Genomic DNA, 17,171 nt, shown 5'->3' on the forward strand with positions numbered 1-17,171 from the left:
GTCCTCAGTAGGAGAGGGCGCGGTCCAGCGCCTCCAGGATGCGGTCGATGTCCGGAAGGTAGTCTTCCTCCACCTTGGCAACGGGGTACGGCATGTGGAATCCGCCGACGCGGATGACGGGGGCCTCCAGTGAATGGAAGGCGCGTTCGCTGATGCGGGCCGCGATTTCGCCGCCGATTCCGCCGAACGTGGGCGCTTCGTGGGCCACGATCAGGCGGCCGGTTTTCTGGACGGAGGCGGTCACGGTGTCGAAGTCGAGCGGCGAGATGGACCGCAGGTCGATGACCTCGACGCTCCGGCCGTCCTCCTCGGCGGCGTTGGCGGCAGCGAGGGCAACCGGCACCAAGGGGCCGTAGGCCACGATGGTGGCATCGGTGCCTTCGCGGAGCACGTGGGCCTTGAACGGATCCCCTGCCGGGCCGGGGGCCTGGACATCGACGTCTCCCTTGAGCCAATAGCGGCGCTTCGGTTCGAAGATGATGACCGGGTCCTGGCACTCCACCGCCTGCTGGATCATCCAGTAGGCATCGTGGGGGTTGGAGGGAGTGATGATGCGCAGGCCGGCCGTGTGGGCGAACAGGGCCTCCGGGGACTCGGAGTGGTGCTCCACGGAACCGATGCCGCCGCCGTACGGGATGCGGATGACCACGGGAACTGTGAGGTTGCCGTTGCTGCGTGCATGCATCTTGGCCAGCTGGGTGGTGATCTGGTTGAAGCCCGGGAAGACAAACCCGTCGAACTGGATCTCGCAGACGGGGCTGTACCCGCGCAGCGCGAGGCCGATCGCAGTCCCGATGATGCCGGATTCAGCCAGCGGGGTGTCCACCACGCGGTCAGGGCCGAACTCTCCGATCAGGCCGTCTGTCACCCGGTAGACGCCGCCCAGCGGACCGATATCCTCCCCCATCAGCAGGGACTTGGGGTTGGCGGCCAGCGTGGCGCGGAGGCCCTCGTTGATGGCCTTGGCGATGGTCATGGTGGGCATCAGTGGCCTGCCTTTGCTGCGTGTCCGGCGGGCTCTTCGCCGCCCGCGAATCCTGCGCTGTATTCCTCGAACCACGCCAGTTCCTCGGCCACGAGCGGGTGGGCTTCGGCATAGACGTTCGCGAAGGCCTGGCGGATATCCGGGTTTTCAAGGTCGTGGGCAGTGCGCCGGACGTAGGCGGCGAGATCGTCGCCGTCGGCCTTGACCTTGGCGAAGAAGTCGTCGCCGGCAAGGTCCTGCGCACGGAGGTACTTTTCGAGCCTGGCCAGCGGGTCCTTGGCGCGCCAGGCGTCCTCCTCCGCGGACTGGCGGTATTTGGTGGGATCGTCAGCGGTGGTGTGGGCCCCCACCCGGTAGGTGAAGGCCTCGATCAGGACCGGTCCGTTGCCCTGGCGGGCATGTTCCAGGGCCCATTCGGTGACGGCGTGCACGGCGATGACGTCATTGCCGTCCACGCGGATGCCCGGGAAGCCGTAGCCCTTAGCGCGGTTGGAAAGCGGGACGCGGGTTTGGACGTTGGTGGGCACGGAGATGGCCCAGTGGTTGTTCTGGCAGAAGAACACCACGGGCGCCTTGTAGGAGGAGGCGAAGACCATGGATTCGTGCACATCGCCTTCAGAGCTGGCGCCATCACCGAAGTAGGCAATGACGGCCGCCTCCGGCTGCCTGCCTGCGCCGCCGGCGAGCTTCTGGTCCCGCTGGATGCCCATCGCATAGCCCACGGCGTGCAGGGTCTGTGCGGCGAGCACCAAGGTATAGAGGTGGAAGTTGGTGTCCTTGGGGTTCCAGCCGCCGTTGGAAACCCCGCGGAACTGCCGCAGGAGTTCAGCCAGGTCGACGTTCCGGGTCAGGGCAACACCGTGCTCCCGGTAGGTGGGGAAGATGTAGTCCTGCGGCTGGCTTGCCCGTCCGGACCCAATCTGGGCCGCTTCCTGGCCGGTGAGCGGGACCCAGAGCGCCAGCTGGCCCTGGCGCTGGAGCGCGGTTGCTTCGACATCGAACCGGCGGATTGCGGCCATGTCGGCATAGAGCCCCCGCAGGTCCTCGGGTGTGAGCTTGTCTGCGTAGCTGCTGAAGACCGGATCGGCGCCGAGCTTGCCGTCCGGTCCAAGCAGCTGCACCATCTGGGCCGCGGGCTCGCCCATGACGGCTTCAGCATCGGCTTCCCGCTGGTCGTCTACCGCTGTTCCTTCGAACTCGGTGGAAGGCAGATGAGTGCCCATACCGTCTCCTTGCTTGCCGCATCCGGATGCAATGCAATGTCGCTGGGATATATGCCGCTCAAGGAATACATTCCTGGTGCGGCATATACATTGGCTTGTTGATCCTAACTTTATCTTCGGTAAGTAGCGGGAGGGCTACTTGTTAAGTGCTAGGAAGTTGCAGGTGCCTTTGTATAGTCGGCACACAATTCGAGGAAACGGGTGTTGGCCTCGGGCTCCCCGATGCTCACCCTCACACCCTCGCCAGGGAAGGCCCGCACCGAAAGGGCCCGCGCGCCCGCCTGCTCCGCAAAGGCGGCACTTTCACTCCCCAGGGCGAGCCAGACGAAGTTGCCCTGGGCGTCCGGAATGTCCCATCCCAGCCCGCGGAGGCCTGCGGTTACCCGGTCCCGCTCGTCCACGAGTTTTTGTACCCTCTCCACAACCTGGCCGTAATTCCGGAGGGAAACAATTGCTGCCCTTTCGGCGATTTGGGACACCGCGAACGGTGTCGCGGCAACCCGCAGGTACTGGGTCAGTTCCGGGTGGGAGACGCTGTACCCGACGCGGAGCCCGGCCAGGCCGTGCGCCTTGGAAAAGGTCCTGAGCACCACCACGTTGGGGTATTTCCGGTAGAGGTCGATCCCGTCCACGGCGTCCGCCGCCCTGACGAACTCCTGGTAGGCCTCGTCGATGACCACCACCACGTCGGCGGGGACGGACCGGATGAAGGCTTCCGTTTCCGCTGCCGTGAGTGCAGGGCCGGTGGGATTGTTGGGCGTGCAGAGGAGGATGACTTTGGTGCGTGCGCTCACCGCTGCGGCCATGGCGTCGAGGTCATGCCGCCCGTCCGCGGTCACGGGAATGCGGACACTCTCGGCGCCCGACAACCCCACGCTGATGGGATACGCCTCGAATGACCGCCATGCGTAGATGACTTCGTCGGCCTTGCCGTCCTCGTTCCGTCCTGCGAAGGCCGCAAGGATCTGGTTGAGGGCGCCCAGGCTTCCTGCTCCGGTGACGATGTCCTCTGCAGGCACGCCAAGGAACTCCGCGAGCGCGGCCCGGAGTTTGCTGCTCAGCGGATCGGGGTAGCGGTTGAAGTCCGCCTGGTCGGCTATCGCGGCCAGCACGGCGGGAATCGGCGGCAGCGGGTTTTCGTTGGAGGACAGCTTGTAACTGGCCAGCCCCTGGACGGTGGCCGGCGGCTTCCCTGCGGCGTAGCGGGGCAGCAGGTCCAGCACCGGGCGCGGCGCTGGTCCGCCGGCCCTGGTCTCAGAAGAAGTCATGGCTCCTAGCCTACGTCCAAGCTACGGCGGGCATCCGGCAGTCGCCGGCTGAAATTCAGGGCCTGCAATCAGCCTCCCGGCAGGCCCGTATGGAAGCATGGTGGCATGGGTTCATTCATCCTCCGGGTCATCGTCAACGCGGCAGCTCTCTGGGTGGCCAGCTGGATCCTGCCGGGCATGGACATCTCCAGCACCGCCGCCTCCGACGCCGTGGCCAGGACGGGCATTTCACAGGACACCGGAACCATCGGCATTGTTGTGGCCTACCTCTTCATCGGGCTGATCTTCGGCGTGGTGAACGCCTTCGTGCGGCCGCTCGTGCGGCTTCTGGCACTTCCCATCACCATCCTGACCCTTGGCCTGTTTGCCATCGTCATCAATGCTGCGATGTTGTACCTGACGGCCTGGATCAGCAGTTACACGCCGGTCCACCTGACCATCGACTCCTTTTTCTGGACTGCCGTCCTGGCCGCGATCATCATCTCCCTCGTATCACTGGTGGCCGGTTTGCTGCCAGGTGGCCGGCGCTGACGCGCAGGGGCGGAAGTCCGTCCAGCTGAGGCGGCAGCTTAAGTAGGCAGCGCCTTCCAAGCAGGTACCAACAGGTTCCACGCTGCCCCTAAACCCTCCAAAGTCCAGTACCGGCTACCCATGACCTCTGCCTGCCGGCCCTTCTAGGCTGCCAACCGGGCCCCCAAAAGGCCCACGTTGTCAGTTCCGAAAAGACGGTGGCCTACGCATGAAATTCCCCAGAATCCTGGTTGCTGCCTGCCTGCTGTCCGCGTTGCCTGCCGGGCCGGCCCATGCAGGAGCCGATACGGGTCCTGCCCGGGACAACGCTGCCCTTGGCAACGACATCTCCTGGCCCCAGTGCGGAGCTGATCTTCCCGCTCCCCCCGCCTTCGCCATTGTGGGCGTGAACGGCGGCCGGCCGGACACCGTCAATCCATGCCTGGCAGCCCAGCTTGCCTGGGCGGACCGCAGCGCTGAGTCGGCCGCGGGCAAACCCGCAGCGGTGTATGTGAATACGGCGGCGACAGGTCCCGTGGAGTCCCTGTGGTGGCCGGGGGACAACACCTATCGGGGCGCGAACGTCAGCAACCCGTATGGCAGCTGCGACGGCAGCGAATCGCCGGCGTGCGCCTATGTCCACGGGTACGCCATGGCCGGCGATGATGTGGCAATCCTGAAGGATGCCGGTGACCCGGCACGGCGCACGTGGTGGCTGGACGTCGAAACCGGAAACAGCTGGTTGTGGAACAAGGCGATCAATGCTGCGGAACTGGAGGGCATGGCCGCATACCTGCAGGGCATCGGCGTCGAGGTCGGCATTTACTCCACTGCGTACCAGTTCGGTGAAATTGTGGGTGACGTGGGCGCGGGCAGCAATCTTTACCGGCTGGCGAGCTGGCTCGCAGGTGCCGAATCCACTGCATCTGCCCGGGAGTACTGCGGGGCCGCGCCGCTGACTGGCGGAGGGGTGGTCACGACAACCCAGTTCACCGAAGGCGATCTCGACTACAACTACAAGTGCCCCATGGCTGCGCCGGAACCTGCTCCCCAACCGGCGCCGGAGCCCGCCGGGACGCCGGGCAAGACACGTGCCCGGGCCTACGCGGAGCTGCACGCAGCGCAGATCTCCTGACACCGGCGCCTGGCCCCAGTCCTACCGGGCACTCTGTTGGGGACGACCGGAAAAGGGGTCCCTGCGGTCCATGGGAGGAGGCGGCGGGGGTGTCTTCGTCAAGGAAAAGCGGGTGGCGGTGGCGGCTCCCCCGGCCCCCAACACTGCGCCCAGTGCAGCGGTGGAGTGGACCAGCGAAGGATCCTTGCTCGCCGCCACCAGGCGGCCGGCCTCCTCATATCCGCTGAGCCGGTGCCCCGGTCCCAGGCCGGCATCCTCCCCGCCGCGGACATAGAGGTCATTGGTCACGGTAACGGTGACCTGGTTCCTGGTATCCGGATTGGCTGAGCCGTCGCTGCCGGGTACCCAGTCGGTCCGGTGTTCCAGATGCAGGGTGCTGACATCGTCCGGAGGAACGATGCGGGAAATGGGTGAGCCTGCGGTCACAACATATTTCATGTCGTACTCCCGGGAGAAGTCCTTGTCCGTCGCCAGGTTCATGGCATGGATGCCGCCTTGGCTGTACCCCACTGCCACCACGTCCGCGCCCTGTTCCGCGCCGGCGGCGTGCAGGGCCTGGAGGACGGCAGCATTCACCTGGGCCGATTTGTTGCCCATGCCGTCGACGATTCCGCCCAGGTCGAAGGGATTGGTTCCGGCGTCCTCTTCCTTCACCTGCGTCCCGGGAACCACCACCACGTACGCTTTTCCACCCTTGCCGGCCACCTCGATAACTTCGATGAATCCGCTGCCGCGTGCCTCCAGCAGCCTGACCCGCTCCAGCAGTCCGGCAGGCGTGGCATCGAGATTGATGGTCATGCTTTCCTCCTGCTTGGCGTTGACCGACCCTGTGCGCAATGACGCGAACACCTCTTCGACCGCGGGCCTGACCATCGGGAGGATGGTGACGGCGTGTGCCGCCAGCCTTTCGGTGGCGTCACCGTTGAGGAAGCCGGTCCGCCAGAAGTCTGCATGTTTCTGCAGTTCCCTCCGGGGGTCCGACAGCCCGACGATCCGCTTCAGCTGCTCAGCCGCCTCGTAGTCCCGCCGGCAACTGCGCACCTGCCCGCTGGTCCGCTCCAGCTCGAGCCGGACCCGCCGGCAGGCGTCCCTTGCCTCACCCACCGCGATCAGCGCGGCAGTTCCCGTGCTGCGCGGCTGGTTCTGGTATGAGCCAAGTCCTTGCCAGGCGCCGAGAAGCTGCGTCTCGACGGCGGCGATGCGGCCGGCGAGGGTGTCGAGCTTTCCGGCTCCCACGTCCAGTTCCTCCAGCTGGACGGTGATGCCGCCCACGCCCCCGGTAATGGTCAGGATGCCGTCCGGGGGCGGGGGTGAGACACGGATGGGGCCGCCTGATCCGGCCGGTGTTGCGTCAACCATCAGAACCGGCCGTCCGGCGAGCACTCCGACGTCATCGCAGCCCGCGCATGGGCCGCCACTGCCGCAGAGGCCTCCCGGATCCTGTCCAGGGCTTTTCGAACCGCCACCGCCTGCAGGCTCACGGAATTGCGGTAGGCCTGCCCGGCAGGGGACTCCCAGCCCGCCAACTGGATCTCATGGAAGCCCGCCAGGACCTCTTCCATTTGGTCGGAGCACTGTGAAACCTTCCTGCCCAGCTCCTGGACTTCGAGGCTGGCGTGCAGCCCGCCGCCCCAGATGCCATTTCCTGATTCGTTTCCCATGCCAGCTTCCTGTCGTGGCCTCCCCGGCCGGGTGGTGCGCCAAATCCTGCTGTCCCCAACGCTAGGGAGGCAGCGCTGCCCAGCGAAGGGCCGTCGTCGGCTATGTGGACAAGTAACGGAAGAGGGCGGCTTAAGGCCGCGCCGGACTTCATGAAAGAATCAGCACATGCCTGAAACTGCCGCCACAGCTGATACCCGTACGCCCTCAGGACGCCTGGCCCTCGCCGCGTCGCCGGAAAAGATCGCGCTCGGACCCCTGGACGGCCGCTACCAGTCCGCCGTCGCCCCCCTCGTTGACTACCTGTCCGAGGCAGCCCTCAACCGGGACCGCGTGGCCGTGGAGGTTGAATGGCTCATCCACCTGACCAGCAACAACGTGCTTCCCGGCGCGGGACCGCTGGAGAAGGAACAGCAGGAGAAGCTGCGTGCCATCGTCACCGAATTCGATGCTGCTTCCGTGGCCGAGCTCGCCGGGATCGAAGCCGTCACGGTCCACGATGTGAAGGCCGTGGAGTACTACATCGGCCGGCGCCTGCCCGCGATCGGCATCGAAAACCTGACCGCCATGGTCCACTTCGGCTGCACGTCCGAGGACATCAACAACCTTTCGTACGCGCTGGGTGTCAAGGGCGCCGTGGAGGACGTCTGGCTGCCGGCAGCCCGCGCCCTGGTGGCGCAGATCAGCAAAATGGCACAGGAGAACCGCGCCGTTCCGATGCTGTCCCGCACCCACGGCCAGCCGGCCACTCCCACCACGCTCGGCAAGGAACTCGCGGTCATCGCCCACCGGCTGACCCGCCAGCTGGACCGGATCGCCAAGACCGAATACCTGGGCAAGATCAACGGCGCAACCGGCACCTACGCCGCCCACGTGGCCTCCGTCCCCGGCGCCGACTGGCAGCAGGTGTCCCGTTCCTTCGTCGAAGGCCTTGGCCTGACGTGGAACCCGCTCACCACGCAGATCGAAAGCCACGACTGGCAGGCGGAGCTGTACGCCGACGTTGCGCGCTTCAACCGCATCCTGCACAACGTGTGCACCGACATCTGGAGCTACATCTCCATCGGCTACTTCGCGCAGATTCCGGTTGCCGGCGCCACGGGCTCATCCACCATGCCGCACAAGGTGAACCCGATCCGCTTTGAAAACGCCGAAGCCAATCTGGAGATCTCCAATGGTCTGCTGGACACCCTCGGTGCCACCCTGGTCACATCCCGCTGGCAGCGCGACCTGACCGATTCCTCCAGCCAGCGCAACATCGGCGTGGCCTTCGGGCACTCCCTCCTGGCCATCTCCAACGTGGCCAAGGGCCTGGAACGGCTGGATGTTGCCGGGGACGTGCTTGCTGCGGACCTTGACACCAACTGGGAGGTACTCGGCGAGGCGATCCAGATGGTGATGCGTGCCGAGGCGATCGCCGGCGTCGAAGGCATGGAGAACCCCTACGAGCGCCTCAAGGACCTCACCCGCGGCCAGCGGGTGGACGCGGCGCGCATGCAGGAGTTCGTACAGGGTCTGGGCCTTTCCACGGAGGCCGAAGCCCGGCTCCTGGCCCTCACGCCCGCCAAATACACCGGCATCGCCGACACGCTGGTGGACCACCTTAAGTAGTCCGCGCAGCAGGAAGAGACAGTACGACGGCGGCGCCGGGCTCCAAGGGGTCCGGTGCCTTCGCGGCGGCCGGGCCGGGTAACGCCATGTGCACGTGGGCCTCATGCCAGTGTGGGGATGGGAAACTGGGAACATGAAGCTGCTCCTGATCCGACACGGCGAAACCCCCGGCAACGTGCTGGGCCAACTGGACACCGACCACCCCGGTCCGGGACTGACCGAACTGGGCGAACGCCAGGCGGAGGCGATGGCGCGGGCACTGGCCAACGAGCCGATCGCCGCGCTCTATGCCTCCACGCTGATCAGGACACAAATTACCGCGGCGCCGCTGGCACGGCTGCATGCCCTGGATGTTGAAGTGCTGGAGGGGCTGCACGAGATCGAGGCCGGGTCGCTGGAGAAGCTCACGGACCACGAATCCCACAAGCGCTATATGGGCACGGTGATTTCCTGGGCTGCGGGAGAACTGGACCGGCGCATGCCTGCCGGGCCTGACGGCCATGCCTTCTTTGAGCGGTTTGACGCTGCGATTGCGCGCGTTGCCGAGCGGGCCGCCATGGAACAGCACGGGACGGTGGCAGTGGTCAGCCATGGTGCCGCGATCCGCACCTGGGCCGGCCTCCGGGCCGAAGGGGCGGACCACGAATTTGCTGCCCGGCATGTCCTCGCCAACACGGGAATCGTGGCGGTGGAGGGCAACCCGGCCACCGGCTGGAACCTGCTGCATTGGGATGGAAGCCCGGTTGGCGGCCTCGCCTTGGCGGACCCTGCCGCGGAGGACCCGACGGGGCGGGACGTCGCGGGAGCCTAGATCTTTTGGCGGTGGCGCCGCGGAGAGAACACCGGCAGGGACCGGCACAGTGCCGCTGGGATGCGGGCCGCCGGCGCAACCTGGGCGGGTGCGGGAGCGGCGGGGATGAGCCGTGCTGCCATCGCAGCGGCTTCTTCCGCCGTGGGCCGCTCCCCTGGATCCATGGCTGTCAGGGAACGCAGCAGGACGGCCCAGTCGCCCAGGTGGCCGGGAACCTCCGGCGGCCGCAGGGTGCGTGCAACGAGGGATTCGATGGCCGTCCCCGGGAACGCCTTGGCGCCGACCAGGAGCTCAAGCAGGACCAGGCCCATGGAGTACACATCCCAGCAGGGCTGCGCCACCCCGCCGGAGGCTTGCTCGGGACTCATGTAATGGACTGTTCCGGATGACATGCCGGGTTCGGGCGCTGATCCCGCGGGCGCTGCGATCCCAAAGTCTATGATCCTGACGGGACTTCTCCGCAGTCCGCTCAACATCAGGTTGGCTGGTTTGATGTCACGGTGGACAAGACCGTTGGCATGGAGATGCGCCAAGGCATCGAAAAGGCTCCGCGCCCAGAAGGCAACGTCAACGGGCCGTGGCCTCTGCAACCGGATGGTTTCCGCCAAGCTGGTACCCAGGGCCAGTTCCTCCACGAGGAAGGGGCGCCCGGAGTGGGTCCCGTGGTGCGGCATGGCGCCCTGGGAAACAAGCTTCACGATGGAGGGATGGTTCAGCCCCGAAAGGACGGCTGCCTCGTTGTTGATCCGCTGGTGCTGCTTCCGCCCGTCCGCTGCGGCGATCTTCACCGCGACGTCGGGGCCGCCTGCCAGGTCTACGGCGCGGAAGACCTCGGCGGCAGATCCCCGGCCGAGGCGTTCCCGCAGCCCGTAGTGACCGGCCACCAGGGCGTCGGCGTCGCCCAGTCCATGAAGCGGCAGGGCGTGCGCCGCGGTTTCTGTGCTCATGCGGCGAGGGCGGCCGGACGGCGCCCGGAGCGGGACTCCCCGGGCGTCCAGGCGTCGAGCTGGAAGCCGCAGGCGCAGCGCCAGACGGCAGGAAGTTCGATGCCGCCGGCGTCACCCGGGGCAAAGGTGTAGCTGGTGCTGCCGCCGCCAACGGCCGGCGTAACGAGCTGCATGGCGGCACCGCAGTGGACCGCCGGATTTTCCTGCGGCGCTGTGGTGCCGTCCAGGGTGGATCGCAGGTCGCTCGTCAGGACTCCCCCGGCTGTGCCGGGATTTGGCGGTGAAACTTCGGTAAAAGTAACCAACACACTCACGACTCCGTTGGGAAGCAACTTTGGGAACAGTCGTAAGCATACATATAACTAGGTGAACTAGCTAGTCAGCCTAGTGAACTTCTTGCGCTTCCTTTTCGGACACCTGCAGGGCTTCGGTCATGCGCTGCAGGAATTCCACAACCACCCGGGCTTCGTCGGCGGTGAGGCTCTCCGCCACCGTCATCATCCTGCGATGCATGGCACCGAGCGTTTCGCGGACCTCTTTGTCGGATTCAACAGTGGGAACGACCACAACCGAACGCCGGTCCGTGGGGTGCGCCTCGCGCCGGACGTGCCCGCTGGCCACCAGGCGGTCAATCAGCGAGGTGGTGGAGGCGCTAGTAATATTGAGGAATTGACTGAGATCCTTGGGCACAACCTGCTTTCCGGACGCCTGGACCCGCAGCAGGTACCGCAGGGCAAGAATGTCCGTTTCCCCCATGCCCATGGAGTCCCTGGTACTGCGGCGGATCTCGGTTTCGGCCGAGCGGTAGTCCCGGAGCGACTTCAATACTGCCGCGCTGTAGTCCAGCTGCCCATCGGGGCCGTACCAGTAGCCGGATCCCTCGTTGCCCGTAGAAACCATAAAATCATTTTAGACCACCTGATAACTAGGCTGCCAAGTAACATATGGATCCCTAGCCGCCGCACCGTTATCCGGGTGCTAACCGCCGGGAAACACCCGCGTAACTCCCCTCCTTTAGCCTTGTACGGCATACCCCTCCGGCGAATCGAGGCAGATATGCAGACCAATCCCAGGCTGAACATCCGGCAGGTCTCCTGGTCCAATCCCGTTGGCGCGGATCTCCGCCGCGCGCAGCAGGCCGAACTCGACGCCCGCTTTGGCCGGCCTGACCACGAACCCGGCCCGCCGCCGTCGGCCGCCGACTGTGCCGTGTTCCTGGTGGCATACGACAAGGGATCGGGACAGCCCGTTGGCTGCGGGGGCCTGCGGCTCCTCGACTCATCGACCGCCGAAATAAAACGCCTGTATGTGCTGCCCTACACGCGCGGCTCCGGGGTGGCCAGTTCCATCCTTGCAGCGCTGGAAGCAGAGGCATTCCGGCAGGGCATCACCCGCATCAAGGCGGAAGCGGGGTCAGCCCAGCCGGACGGCCGCAACTTCTACGAGAACTCAGGGTTTGAGGCCATCCCGAACTTCGGCCCCTACGCGGGAGTGGAGCATTCCTACTGCTATGCCAAGAGCATCAACGCCCACAGTGCCGCGCAGACCGCCATGGCCTAGCACCGGCCGGCCGTCATACTCCGGCGCCCTGCGTGCGGTCAGGCTAATCTCGCGGTATGGAAACAGCAGACATCACGTTCCGGACCCGCAAATGGGTCCGGCCCGAGGACCTCAACGCCAACGGGACCCTCTTCGGCGGAAGCCTGCTGAAGTGGATCGATGAGGAAGCGGCAATTTACGCCATCCTGCAGCTGGGAAACGGCCGCGCGGTCACCAAGTACATTTCGGAGATCAACTTTGTCAGCTCCGCCGTCCAGGGCGACCTGATCGAGATGGGCCTGACCGCCACCCGGTTTGGCCGCACCTCGTTGACCATGCGCGCCGAGGTCCGCAACATGATCACCCGGCAGAGCATCCTCACCATCGAGGAAATCGTCTTCGTGAACCTCAACCAGGACGGCAAACCCGAGCCGCACGGCTACACCGAAATCACCTATGACCGGGACCGAATCCCCACCCACCACCTGAGCGGCACCACCCCCAAGGACTAACGCAACGGCGAGGCGCGCTGTCAACGCCCCGCGCCGTTGCCGGCGGCCGCCCTTTCGTCCCGGCGCCGGGCCAGGTCAAGCAGGCGGTCGCGCAGGGGCTGGGCTCGTTCGGCCAGCGCCACCCGCATCATCACCGCCGATGCCCGGCTGAGCGCCCGGGTGCGCAGCCGGCGCTGCCGGTTGTAGGCGGCGAGCGCCCGCTCCTGCGGAAGGCTGTTCAACAGGTCCGCCAGGGTCACGGCGTCAACAAGGGATTCACAGGCGCCGCGGCCCAGGTTCGGAGTCATGGCGTGTGCTGCATCGCCCACCAGCACGGCGGCGCCTCTGACGTAGGACCGCAGAGGCGGCGTGGTCCAGATCCGCTGCGCGAGCGAGAGCTCCGGAACCGCTGCGGCGAGCACGTGCCGGATAGCCGGAGCGTGGCCTGCGAAACGCTGCCGCGCCTGCTCCAGGGCCTGTTCAACGTCAATGCCGGTGGGGCCGAGGCCGGAACGCCAGCTGGCGTACCAGTTGGTTCCCCCGGGGGAGGCTGCGATCCCGAAAAGGTCACCCCGCCCCCAGTACTCCCCTACTGCCTCGGGATCGACGGGCGCCGGAATGGTGCCCCGCAGTGCAAGGCAGGACGTTACCGTGGCATCTGCAGCGGCACCCCATACCTGGCGGCGGACTATGCTGTGGACCCCATCAGCGCCCACCACCAGTCCTTGACCGGCCGGCAGTTCCTGCACCTGCGTGGTGACCCGCCGGACCGTTGCCGGGACAGCCGAGTCGAGGAGCCGAAGCAGGTCCACCCGCGACATCCCGATCAGTTCGCCGCCGTTGACGGTGATCCAAGGTTTACCTGCCGCGTTGCGGATGGAACCGCTGCCAAGGACGGGGCTCACCGCCCGCGCCTGCCCGAGGATTCCCATCCGCGCCAGCGCCCGCTGGGCGTTGGGCCACATGGCCAGCACAGTGCCCACCGCCGGCAGTTCGGGACGCTTCTCGTAAACCGTCACCTCGAAGCGGCCGGGCTCCAGGCAGGATGCAAGGGCAAGGCCGGCAATGCCGCCGCCAACGATCGAGATCGTTTCCATGCCCACGATTCTACTACTTTTGTAGTGGATCGGAAGGGAGTACTCGTAGACTGGCACCATGCCCGACCGACGGACCCAGCTGCTCGATGCCGCACTGTCCATCGTCGCGGAGAAGGGGCTGAAGGGCCTCACTCACCGCGCCGTGGATGCAGCCGCAGGGGTTTCCGAAGGGACGACGTCCAACTACTACCGCAACCGGTCAGCACTGGTGGAAGCAGTCCTGGACCGCCTCCTGCAGCTGGACGCGGAACTTCTGCAGCACGTCGGCCCTGCCGGCCCGCCACTGGACGCGGACCAGCTGGCCGCCCAACTGGCCGCGATGGTGCTCGCGCTTGCCCGGCAACATTCTGGCCTCACCCGGGCCCGGCTGGCCCTGTCCCTGGACCGCCCCGAGGCAGTGACCGCGGGGCACCGCCTGCTGGTGGGCGGCCTTGAACAGGCGCTCAGGGCCCTCGGGGTGGCGGACGCAGCGGCACGGGCCCGGGACGTCGCGGACTACTGCGACGGGGTCCTGCTGCACCTGCTCACCGTCCGCCGCGACGAAGACCCGGACGCCGCGGCCACTGCGGCGGCGATCCGGCGGCTGCTGGGCCGCTGAACCTGCAAAAACCCCTGAATCCGCGGGCGGCCACCCGCCGTCGTCCATTGCCTATGAGGCCGCGGGCCAGCCCGTGTATGCCTCAGCCAGGTACGCCATGCCATGCCGGGAGGAAACTACGGAGTTCAGCTCACCGAGCTGGCGGGCACGGGAGAAGTCGTCCGCATCGGCGGGCGTATGCAGCATGGTGGTCATCCAGTAGGAGAACTGCTGGGCCTTCCACACCCGGGCGAGGGCACGGTCGCTGTAGGACTCGAGGAGCAGGTCCGAGCCGGAGTTGTAGTGGCTGTCCAAGCCTTCGAACAGGACCTTGACGTCGTTGATCGCCAGGTTCAGGCCCTTGGCCCCGGTGGGCGGCACCGTGTGCGCGGCGTCGCCGGCCAGGAACAGGTTGCCGTGGCGCATGGGGGCGTGGACGAAGCTGCGGAACGGCAGCACCATCTTTTCCAGGACCGGCCCTTCCTTGAGCTCGAAGCCGTTGCCGTTGACGCGGCTGCGGAATTCGGCCCAGATCCGGTCGTCATCCCATTCCGTCACGTTCTCCTTGGGGTCGCACTGGAAGTACATCCGCTGCACGGTTTCCGTACGCTGGCTGATCAGGGCGAAGCCGTTGGCCGAGTTGGCGTAGATGAGTTCGTCGGAGCTGCGCGGTGCCTCGGCCAGGATGCCGAACCAGGCGAAGGGGTACTCATGGAAGTACCACTTGCGGTGGGCCTCGGGGATCTGGAAGCGGCAGTGGCTGCGGGAACCGTCGGCCCCCACCAGGAAATCGGCCTGGATCTCGAACTCAACGCCGTCGGCATCGGTGAACCAGACCTTGGGCCGGCCTTCGAGATCGTGCACCGAGGTGTCAGTGACGCTGTAGCGGACGTCGCCGCCGTCGTCCTTCCTCCGCGCGGCGAGGTCCAGGAAGACGTCCGTCTGCGGATACAGCCACACCGACTCCCCCACCAGGTCCTTGAAATCGACCCGGTGGCTTTCCCCGTTGAACCGGAGCTCGATGCCGTCGTGCCGGTCCCCGTCGCGCAGCACCCGGTCAGACACCCCGCTGTCCACCAGCAGGTTGACCGTGCCATGTTCCAGGATTCCTGCGCGGACGGTGTGGGCAATCTCCTCATGGCTGCGGATTTCGATCACCGTCGACTCAATCCCGGCTTTGGCCAGCAGGTGGGAAAGCATGAGCCCGGCGGGGCCGGCACCCATGATGGCCACCTGGGTGGTGATGACTTTTCGTGCCATGATCTGTTCTCGCTTCGTTGCGGGTCCCGCCTCGGCGGGACCGGACCGGTTCGTCTGCCCATCAGTGTGGGCTAAACAGCGTGACCGCCGTTACAACAATTCCGTTGAATGGATCAGGCATCGGCCAGTTGCCGGGCGATGCCGCGGGCGGCCGTCTGCAGGGCGGGGACGAGCGCCTGCAGGCGCATCTCCCGAAGGGGGACCACGACGCCGAGTGAGGCCAGGGCGCGCTGCCTGCGGTTGAGGACGGGGACGGCTATGCCCCACGTGTCCGGATCCACCACGCCTTTGAGCTGGGCGAAACCCTGGCGGGAGGTTTCGGCGAGCAATGTCCGGACCCCGCCGGCCGTGAGCTTTCCGTCTGGGTCAGTGAACCCGCGGAGGTATTCTTCCTGCACGTGCCTGTCCTGGTGGGCCATCAGCGCCAGGCCGGCCGACGAAATGTGGATGGGCATCCTGCCTGCCACCTGCGCACGGTTGGCCACCGAACCACGCCTGGACAGCCGCTCCACGAAGAGCGCCTCCCAGCCGTCCAGCACCGCCAGATTCACGTTTTGGTGGAGGACCTGCTGGATGTCTTCCATGAACGGCATGGCCGCCTGGCGCAGGGCCAGCGTGGGCGATGCCCGGTTCACCAGCTCCCACAAACGGAGTCCGGGGCGGACCATGCCTCCCGGCGCCGCCTCCAGCAGGCCATGGGCGGCAAGCTGACCCACCAGCCGGTGCGTTGTGGTCAGCGGCAGGCCGGCCCGCTGCGCAAGTTCATTGAGCTGGAGCGCATTGACGTCCTGCGGAAACGCCGAAATCAGGCGGACGATCCTGTCCACCACCGAGTCCCCGGACTGCGAGTTCGCCACGGCCGCCGCCTTCCATTGAATGGGAAGTCCAGCCTACCGCGTGCGGATGCGGGCAAGGCGCCCGGGCGCCCAAGTGCCGGGCGGTCAGGCCGCCGTCGTCCTCTGCCTGATCCGGCGCCATGCGCCCGGGGCCAGCACCACGGCAATGCCGACGGCGGCGCCGATTACTGTCTCGATGATGCGGTCCCGCAGCAGGATGGACGGCGAGGCCGGCACCACCAGGAGCGTCGACACCAGCGCCAGGGGCGTCACGAAAACCTGCGCCAACAGGTACTGGCGGATGATGAACATCTCGGCACCGAACTGGCACAGCGCCATCACCAGTACGGTCTGCCAGGGCTGCAGGCCCACCAGCAGCACCGCGGCCAGGACGAGCAGGCCCAGGACGGTGCCGATGATTCTTTGGATCCCACGGCGCACCCGGTGCCGGGTGGTGTGGCCCACCAGGGGGACCACGGCAGCCACCATGGCCCAGTAGTTGTGCCCGAATCCCAGGCGCTCCCCCGCCCACGTGGCAAGGGTTCCGGCAAGGCCGGCGGCCACCAGGTAGCCGAGGCCCTCCAGCCATGCTGCACGTTTTTCCGCCGGGGTGCGGCGGATGCGGGGCGGGCGGGCCCAGGGCGTGCGGTGGCTGGGAAGGATGCGCGAAGAGAACCCCACCAGCAGGGCGAACACCGTGGTGAGCACCGCCACCAGCATGCCCTGCCACAGCGGCGGCTGGTTGGGAATGGAGGCGATGGCGGCGAAGGCGAAGATGTGGAAGAGCGAACCGGCAGGGCGCAGCCGGAGCCAGGAAATGGCCACGGAGCACGCGCCGGCCACCAGCGTGGTGGCCAGGACCAGCAGCCAGGTGTGGGTGGCGGCGTCCAGGCCCCATGCCGGACCCATGCGGGCGGCGAGCGCCGCCAGGAGCATGACCAGCAGCATCAGCAGACCGGCCCGCAACTGCAGCACAAAACGGACGGCGTGCGGTTCACCGCGGCCGTAAATTCCGGTGAAGGCTCCAAAGGACGCAAAGATGGCCAGGTCCAGCCGGCCCAGCAGCACCAGCGTGATCAGGGGCACGAAGACGCCCACGGCACACCTGAACGCGGGGTGGTGGTCCTTGTTGCCGGGGCCAATGCTGAACATTTCAGCAAACATCTTCACGGGCAGCGCCTTCCTGGGGTCGATCTTGACGGGCGGCCGCGCTGACGTTCCC

19 protein-coding genes are annotated in these 17,171 nt (G+C 66.6%); 7 read left to right on the forward strand and 12 right to left on the reverse strand.

Annotated features, from left to right (window positions below):
• Positions 1 to 4: 4 nt before the first annotated feature.
• The 3 genes from PUN71_RS11610 to PUN71_RS11620 all read right to left on the reverse strand — a co-directional run bounded on the left by PUN71_RS11610 (position 5) and on the right by PUN71_RS11620 (position 3,476).
• A complete protein-coding gene (locus tag PUN71_RS11610) occupies positions 5 to 985 on the reverse strand; it encodes an alpha-ketoacid dehydrogenase subunit beta (protein ID WP_043450851.1) in 981 nt (326 codons plus the stop codon).
• On the reverse strand, positions 985 to 2,208 hold the full coding sequence (gene pdhA, locus PUN71_RS11615) for a pyruvate dehydrogenase (acetyl-transferring) E1 component subunit alpha (RefSeq protein WP_277798529.1): 1,224 nt from the start codon (positions 2,206 to 2,208) through the stop codon (positions 985 to 987). The genes PUN71_RS11610 and pdhA overlap by 1 nt, the downstream gene beginning before the upstream one ends.
• Before the next feature lie 149 nt (positions 2,209 to 2,357).
• Positions 2,358 to 3,476 (reverse strand): histidinol-phosphate transaminase, encoded by a 1,119-nt coding sequence (locus PUN71_RS11620; RefSeq protein WP_043450848.1) that lies wholly within the window; start codon positions 3,474 to 3,476, stop codon positions 2,358 to 2,360.
• Positions 3,477 to 3,581: 105 nt separating this feature from the next.
• Here PUN71_RS11620 and PUN71_RS11625 point away from each other — a divergent pair, with 105 nt between their 5' ends.
• Entirely contained in the window at positions 3,582 to 4,007 is a 426-nt protein-coding gene (locus PUN71_RS11625) for a phage holin family protein (protein WP_277798530.1), read from the forward strand.
• Positions 4,008 to 4,215: 208 nt separating this feature from the next.
• Positions 4,216 to 5,121 carry a glycoside hydrolase family 25 domain-containing protein gene (locus PUN71_RS11630; protein WP_277798531.1) on the forward strand — a complete coding sequence of 302 codons (906 nt, stop codon included), beginning with the start codon at positions 4,216 to 4,218 and terminating at the stop codon, positions 5,119 to 5,121.
• A gap of 21 nt (positions 5,122 to 5,142) precedes the next feature.
• On the opposite strand, the gene PUN71_RS11635 is transcribed toward PUN71_RS11630, so the two are convergent.
• Positions 5,143 to 6,480 carry a hypothetical protein gene (locus PUN71_RS11635; RefSeq protein WP_277798532.1) on the reverse strand — a complete coding sequence of 446 codons (1,338 nt, stop codon included), beginning with the start codon at positions 6,478 to 6,480 and terminating at the stop codon, positions 5,143 to 5,145.
• Positions 6,480 to 6,782 carry a hypothetical protein gene (locus tag PUN71_RS11640; RefSeq protein ID WP_277798533.1) on the reverse strand — a complete coding sequence of 101 codons (303 nt, stop codon included), beginning with the start codon at positions 6,780 to 6,782 and terminating at the stop codon, positions 6,480 to 6,482. The genes PUN71_RS11635 and PUN71_RS11640 overlap by 1 nt, the downstream gene beginning before the upstream one ends.
• Before the next feature lie 166 nt (positions 6,783 to 6,948).
• Between PUN71_RS11640 and purB the strand changes: the two genes are divergently transcribed.
• Both purB and PUN71_RS11650 read left to right on the forward strand, forming a co-directional pair.
• Positions 6,949 to 8,391 carry an adenylosuccinate lyase gene (gene purB / locus PUN71_RS11645; RefSeq protein WP_277798534.1) on the forward strand — a complete coding sequence of 481 codons (1,443 nt, stop codon included), beginning with the start codon at positions 6,949 to 6,951 and terminating at the stop codon, positions 8,389 to 8,391.
• Between the two features lie 133 nt (positions 8,392 to 8,524).
• On the forward strand, positions 8,525 to 9,202 hold the full coding sequence (locus PUN71_RS11650) for a histidine phosphatase family protein (RefSeq protein ID WP_043450835.1): 678 nt from the start codon (positions 8,525 to 8,527) through the stop codon (positions 9,200 to 9,202).
• Here the strand turns inward: PUN71_RS11650 and PUN71_RS11655 are convergent.
• From PUN71_RS11655 to PUN71_RS11665, 3 genes are all read right to left on the reverse strand, one after another.
• Complete coding sequence (locus PUN71_RS11655; RefSeq protein ID WP_277798535.1) at positions 9,199 to 10,149, reverse strand: serine/threonine-protein kinase; 951 nt, start codon at positions 10,147 to 10,149, stop codon at positions 9,199 to 9,201. The two genes, PUN71_RS11650 and PUN71_RS11655, sit on opposite strands and share 4 nt — an antisense overlap.
• Positions 10,146 to 10,463 (reverse strand): hypothetical protein, encoded by a 318-nt coding sequence (locus PUN71_RS11660; protein WP_277798536.1) that lies wholly within the window; start codon positions 10,461 to 10,463, stop codon positions 10,146 to 10,148. Before PUN71_RS11660 ends, PUN71_RS11655 begins: the two co-directional genes overlap by 4 nt.
• A 70-nt stretch (positions 10,464 to 10,533) precedes the next feature.
• The gene (locus PUN71_RS11665) at positions 10,534 to 11,049 is read right to left on the reverse strand and encodes a MarR family winged helix-turn-helix transcriptional regulator (protein WP_277798537.1); all 516 of its coding nucleotides are present in this window, start codon (positions 11,047 to 11,049) and stop codon (positions 10,534 to 10,536) included.
• A 156-nt stretch (positions 11,050 to 11,205) separates the two neighbouring features.
• On the opposite strand from PUN71_RS11665, the gene PUN71_RS11670 reads away from it, so the two are divergent.
• Positions 11,206 to 11,709, forward strand: coding sequence for a GNAT family N-acetyltransferase (locus PUN71_RS11670; RefSeq protein ID WP_043450822.1), 504 nt, complete (start codon positions 11,206 to 11,208; stop codon positions 11,707 to 11,709).
• 56 nt (positions 11,710 to 11,765) lie between these two features.
• Complete coding sequence (locus PUN71_RS11675) at positions 11,766 to 12,200, forward strand: acyl-CoA thioesterase (protein WP_082006992.1); 435 nt, start codon at positions 11,766 to 11,768, stop codon at positions 12,198 to 12,200.
• Between the two features lie 20 nt (positions 12,201 to 12,220).
• Here the strand turns inward: PUN71_RS11675 and PUN71_RS11680 are convergent, their stop codons facing one another.
• On the reverse strand, positions 12,221 to 13,276 hold the full coding sequence (locus PUN71_RS11680) for an FAD-dependent monooxygenase (RefSeq protein WP_277798538.1): 1,056 nt from the start codon (positions 13,274 to 13,276) through the stop codon (positions 12,221 to 12,223).
• A 58-nt stretch (positions 13,277 to 13,334) separates the two neighbouring features.
• Here PUN71_RS11680 and PUN71_RS11685 point away from each other — a divergent pair, with 58 nt between their 5' ends.
• Positions 13,335 to 13,874, forward strand: coding sequence for a TetR/AcrR family transcriptional regulator (locus PUN71_RS11685; RefSeq protein ID WP_043450820.1), 540 nt, complete (start codon positions 13,335 to 13,337; stop codon positions 13,872 to 13,874).
• A 51-nt stretch (positions 13,875 to 13,925) separates the two neighbouring features.
• Here the strand turns inward: PUN71_RS11685 and PUN71_RS11690 are convergent, their stop codons facing one another.
• From PUN71_RS11690 to PUN71_RS11700, 3 genes are all read right to left on the reverse strand, one after another.
• Positions 13,926 to 15,113: a 4-hydroxybenzoate 3-monooxygenase gene (locus PUN71_RS11690; RefSeq protein ID WP_277798539.1), complete on the reverse strand. Its 1,188-nt coding sequence runs from the start codon at positions 15,111 to 15,113 to the stop codon at positions 13,926 to 13,928.
• Between the two features lie 113 nt (positions 15,114 to 15,226).
• Positions 15,227 to 15,970, reverse strand: a complete 744-nt coding sequence (locus tag PUN71_RS11695; RefSeq protein WP_277798540.1) for an IclR family transcriptional regulator — start codon at positions 15,968 to 15,970, stop codon at positions 15,227 to 15,229.
• 84 nt (positions 15,971 to 16,054) lie between these two features.
• On the reverse strand, positions 16,055 to 17,119 hold the full coding sequence (locus PUN71_RS11700; protein ID WP_043450816.1) for an FUSC family protein: 1,065 nt from the start codon (positions 17,117 to 17,119) through the stop codon (positions 16,055 to 16,057).
• Positions 17,120 to 17,171: the final 52 nt, after the last annotated feature.

The organism is Arthrobacter sp. NQ7 (assembly GCF_029581595.2).
GTDB lineage: Bacteria > Actinomycetota > Actinomycetes > Actinomycetales > Micrococcaceae > Arthrobacter > Arthrobacter phenanthrenivorans_B.

What these genes read in the sequence shown, in the direction of transcription:
- PUN71_RS11670 (WP_043450822.1), top strand. Translation starts at nt 11,206, where the DNA reads ATGCAGACCAATCCCAGGCTGAACATCCGGCAGGTCTCCTGGTCCAAT.
- PUN71_RS11675 (WP_082006992.1), top strand. Translation starts at nt 11,766, where the DNA reads ATGGAAACAGCAGACATCACGTTCCGGACCCGCAAATGGGTCCGGCCC.
- PUN71_RS11680 (WP_277798538.1), bottom strand. Translation starts at nt 13,276, where the DNA reads ATGGAAACGATCTCGATCGTTGGCGGCGGCATTGCCGGCCTTGCCCTT.
- PUN71_RS11630 (WP_277798531.1), top strand. Translation starts at nt 4,216, where the DNA reads ATGAAATTCCCCAGAATCCTGGTTGCTGCCTGCCTGCTGTCCGCGTTG.
- PUN71_RS11635 (WP_277798532.1), bottom strand. Translation starts at nt 6,480, where the DNA reads ATGGTTGACGCAACACCGGCCGGATCAGGCGGCCCCATCCGTGTCTCA.
- PUN71_RS11665 (WP_277798537.1), bottom strand. Translation starts at nt 11,049, where the DNA reads ATGGTTTCTACGGGCAACGAGGGATCCGGCTACTGGTACGGCCCCGAT.
- PUN71_RS11640 (WP_277798533.1), bottom strand. Translation starts at nt 6,782, where the DNA reads ATGGGAAACGAATCAGGAAATGGCATCTGGGGCGGCGGGCTGCACGCC.
- PUN71_RS11650 (WP_043450835.1), top strand. Translation starts at nt 8,525, where the DNA reads ATGAAGCTGCTCCTGATCCGACACGGCGAAACCCCCGGCAACGTGCTG.
- PUN71_RS11610 (WP_043450851.1), bottom strand. Translation starts at nt 985, where the DNA reads ATGCCCACCATGACCATCGCCAAGGCCATCAACGAGGGCCTCCGCGCC.
- purB (WP_277798534.1), top strand. Translation starts at nt 6,949, where the DNA reads ATGCCTGAAACTGCCGCCACAGCTGATACCCGTACGCCCTCAGGACGC.
- PUN71_RS11620 (WP_043450848.1), bottom strand. Translation starts at nt 3,476, where the DNA reads ATGACTTCTTCTGAGACCAGGGCCGGCGGACCAGCGCCGCGCCCGGTG.
- PUN71_RS11655 (WP_277798535.1), bottom strand. Translation starts at nt 10,149, where the DNA reads ATGAGCACAGAAACCGCGGCGCACGCCCTGCCGCTTCATGGACTGGGC.
- PUN71_RS11625 (WP_277798530.1), top strand. Translation starts at nt 3,582, where the DNA reads ATGGGTTCATTCATCCTCCGGGTCATCGTCAACGCGGCAGCTCTCTGG.
- PUN71_RS11685 (WP_043450820.1), top strand. Translation starts at nt 13,335, where the DNA reads ATGCCCGACCGACGGACCCAGCTGCTCGATGCCGCACTGTCCATCGTC.
- PUN71_RS11690 (WP_277798539.1), bottom strand. Translation starts at nt 15,113, where the DNA reads ATGGCACGAAAAGTCATCACCACCCAGGTGGCCATCATGGGTGCCGGC.
- pdhA (WP_277798529.1), bottom strand. Translation starts at nt 2,208, where the DNA reads ATGGGCACTCATCTGCCTTCCACCGAGTTCGAAGGAACAGCGGTAGAC.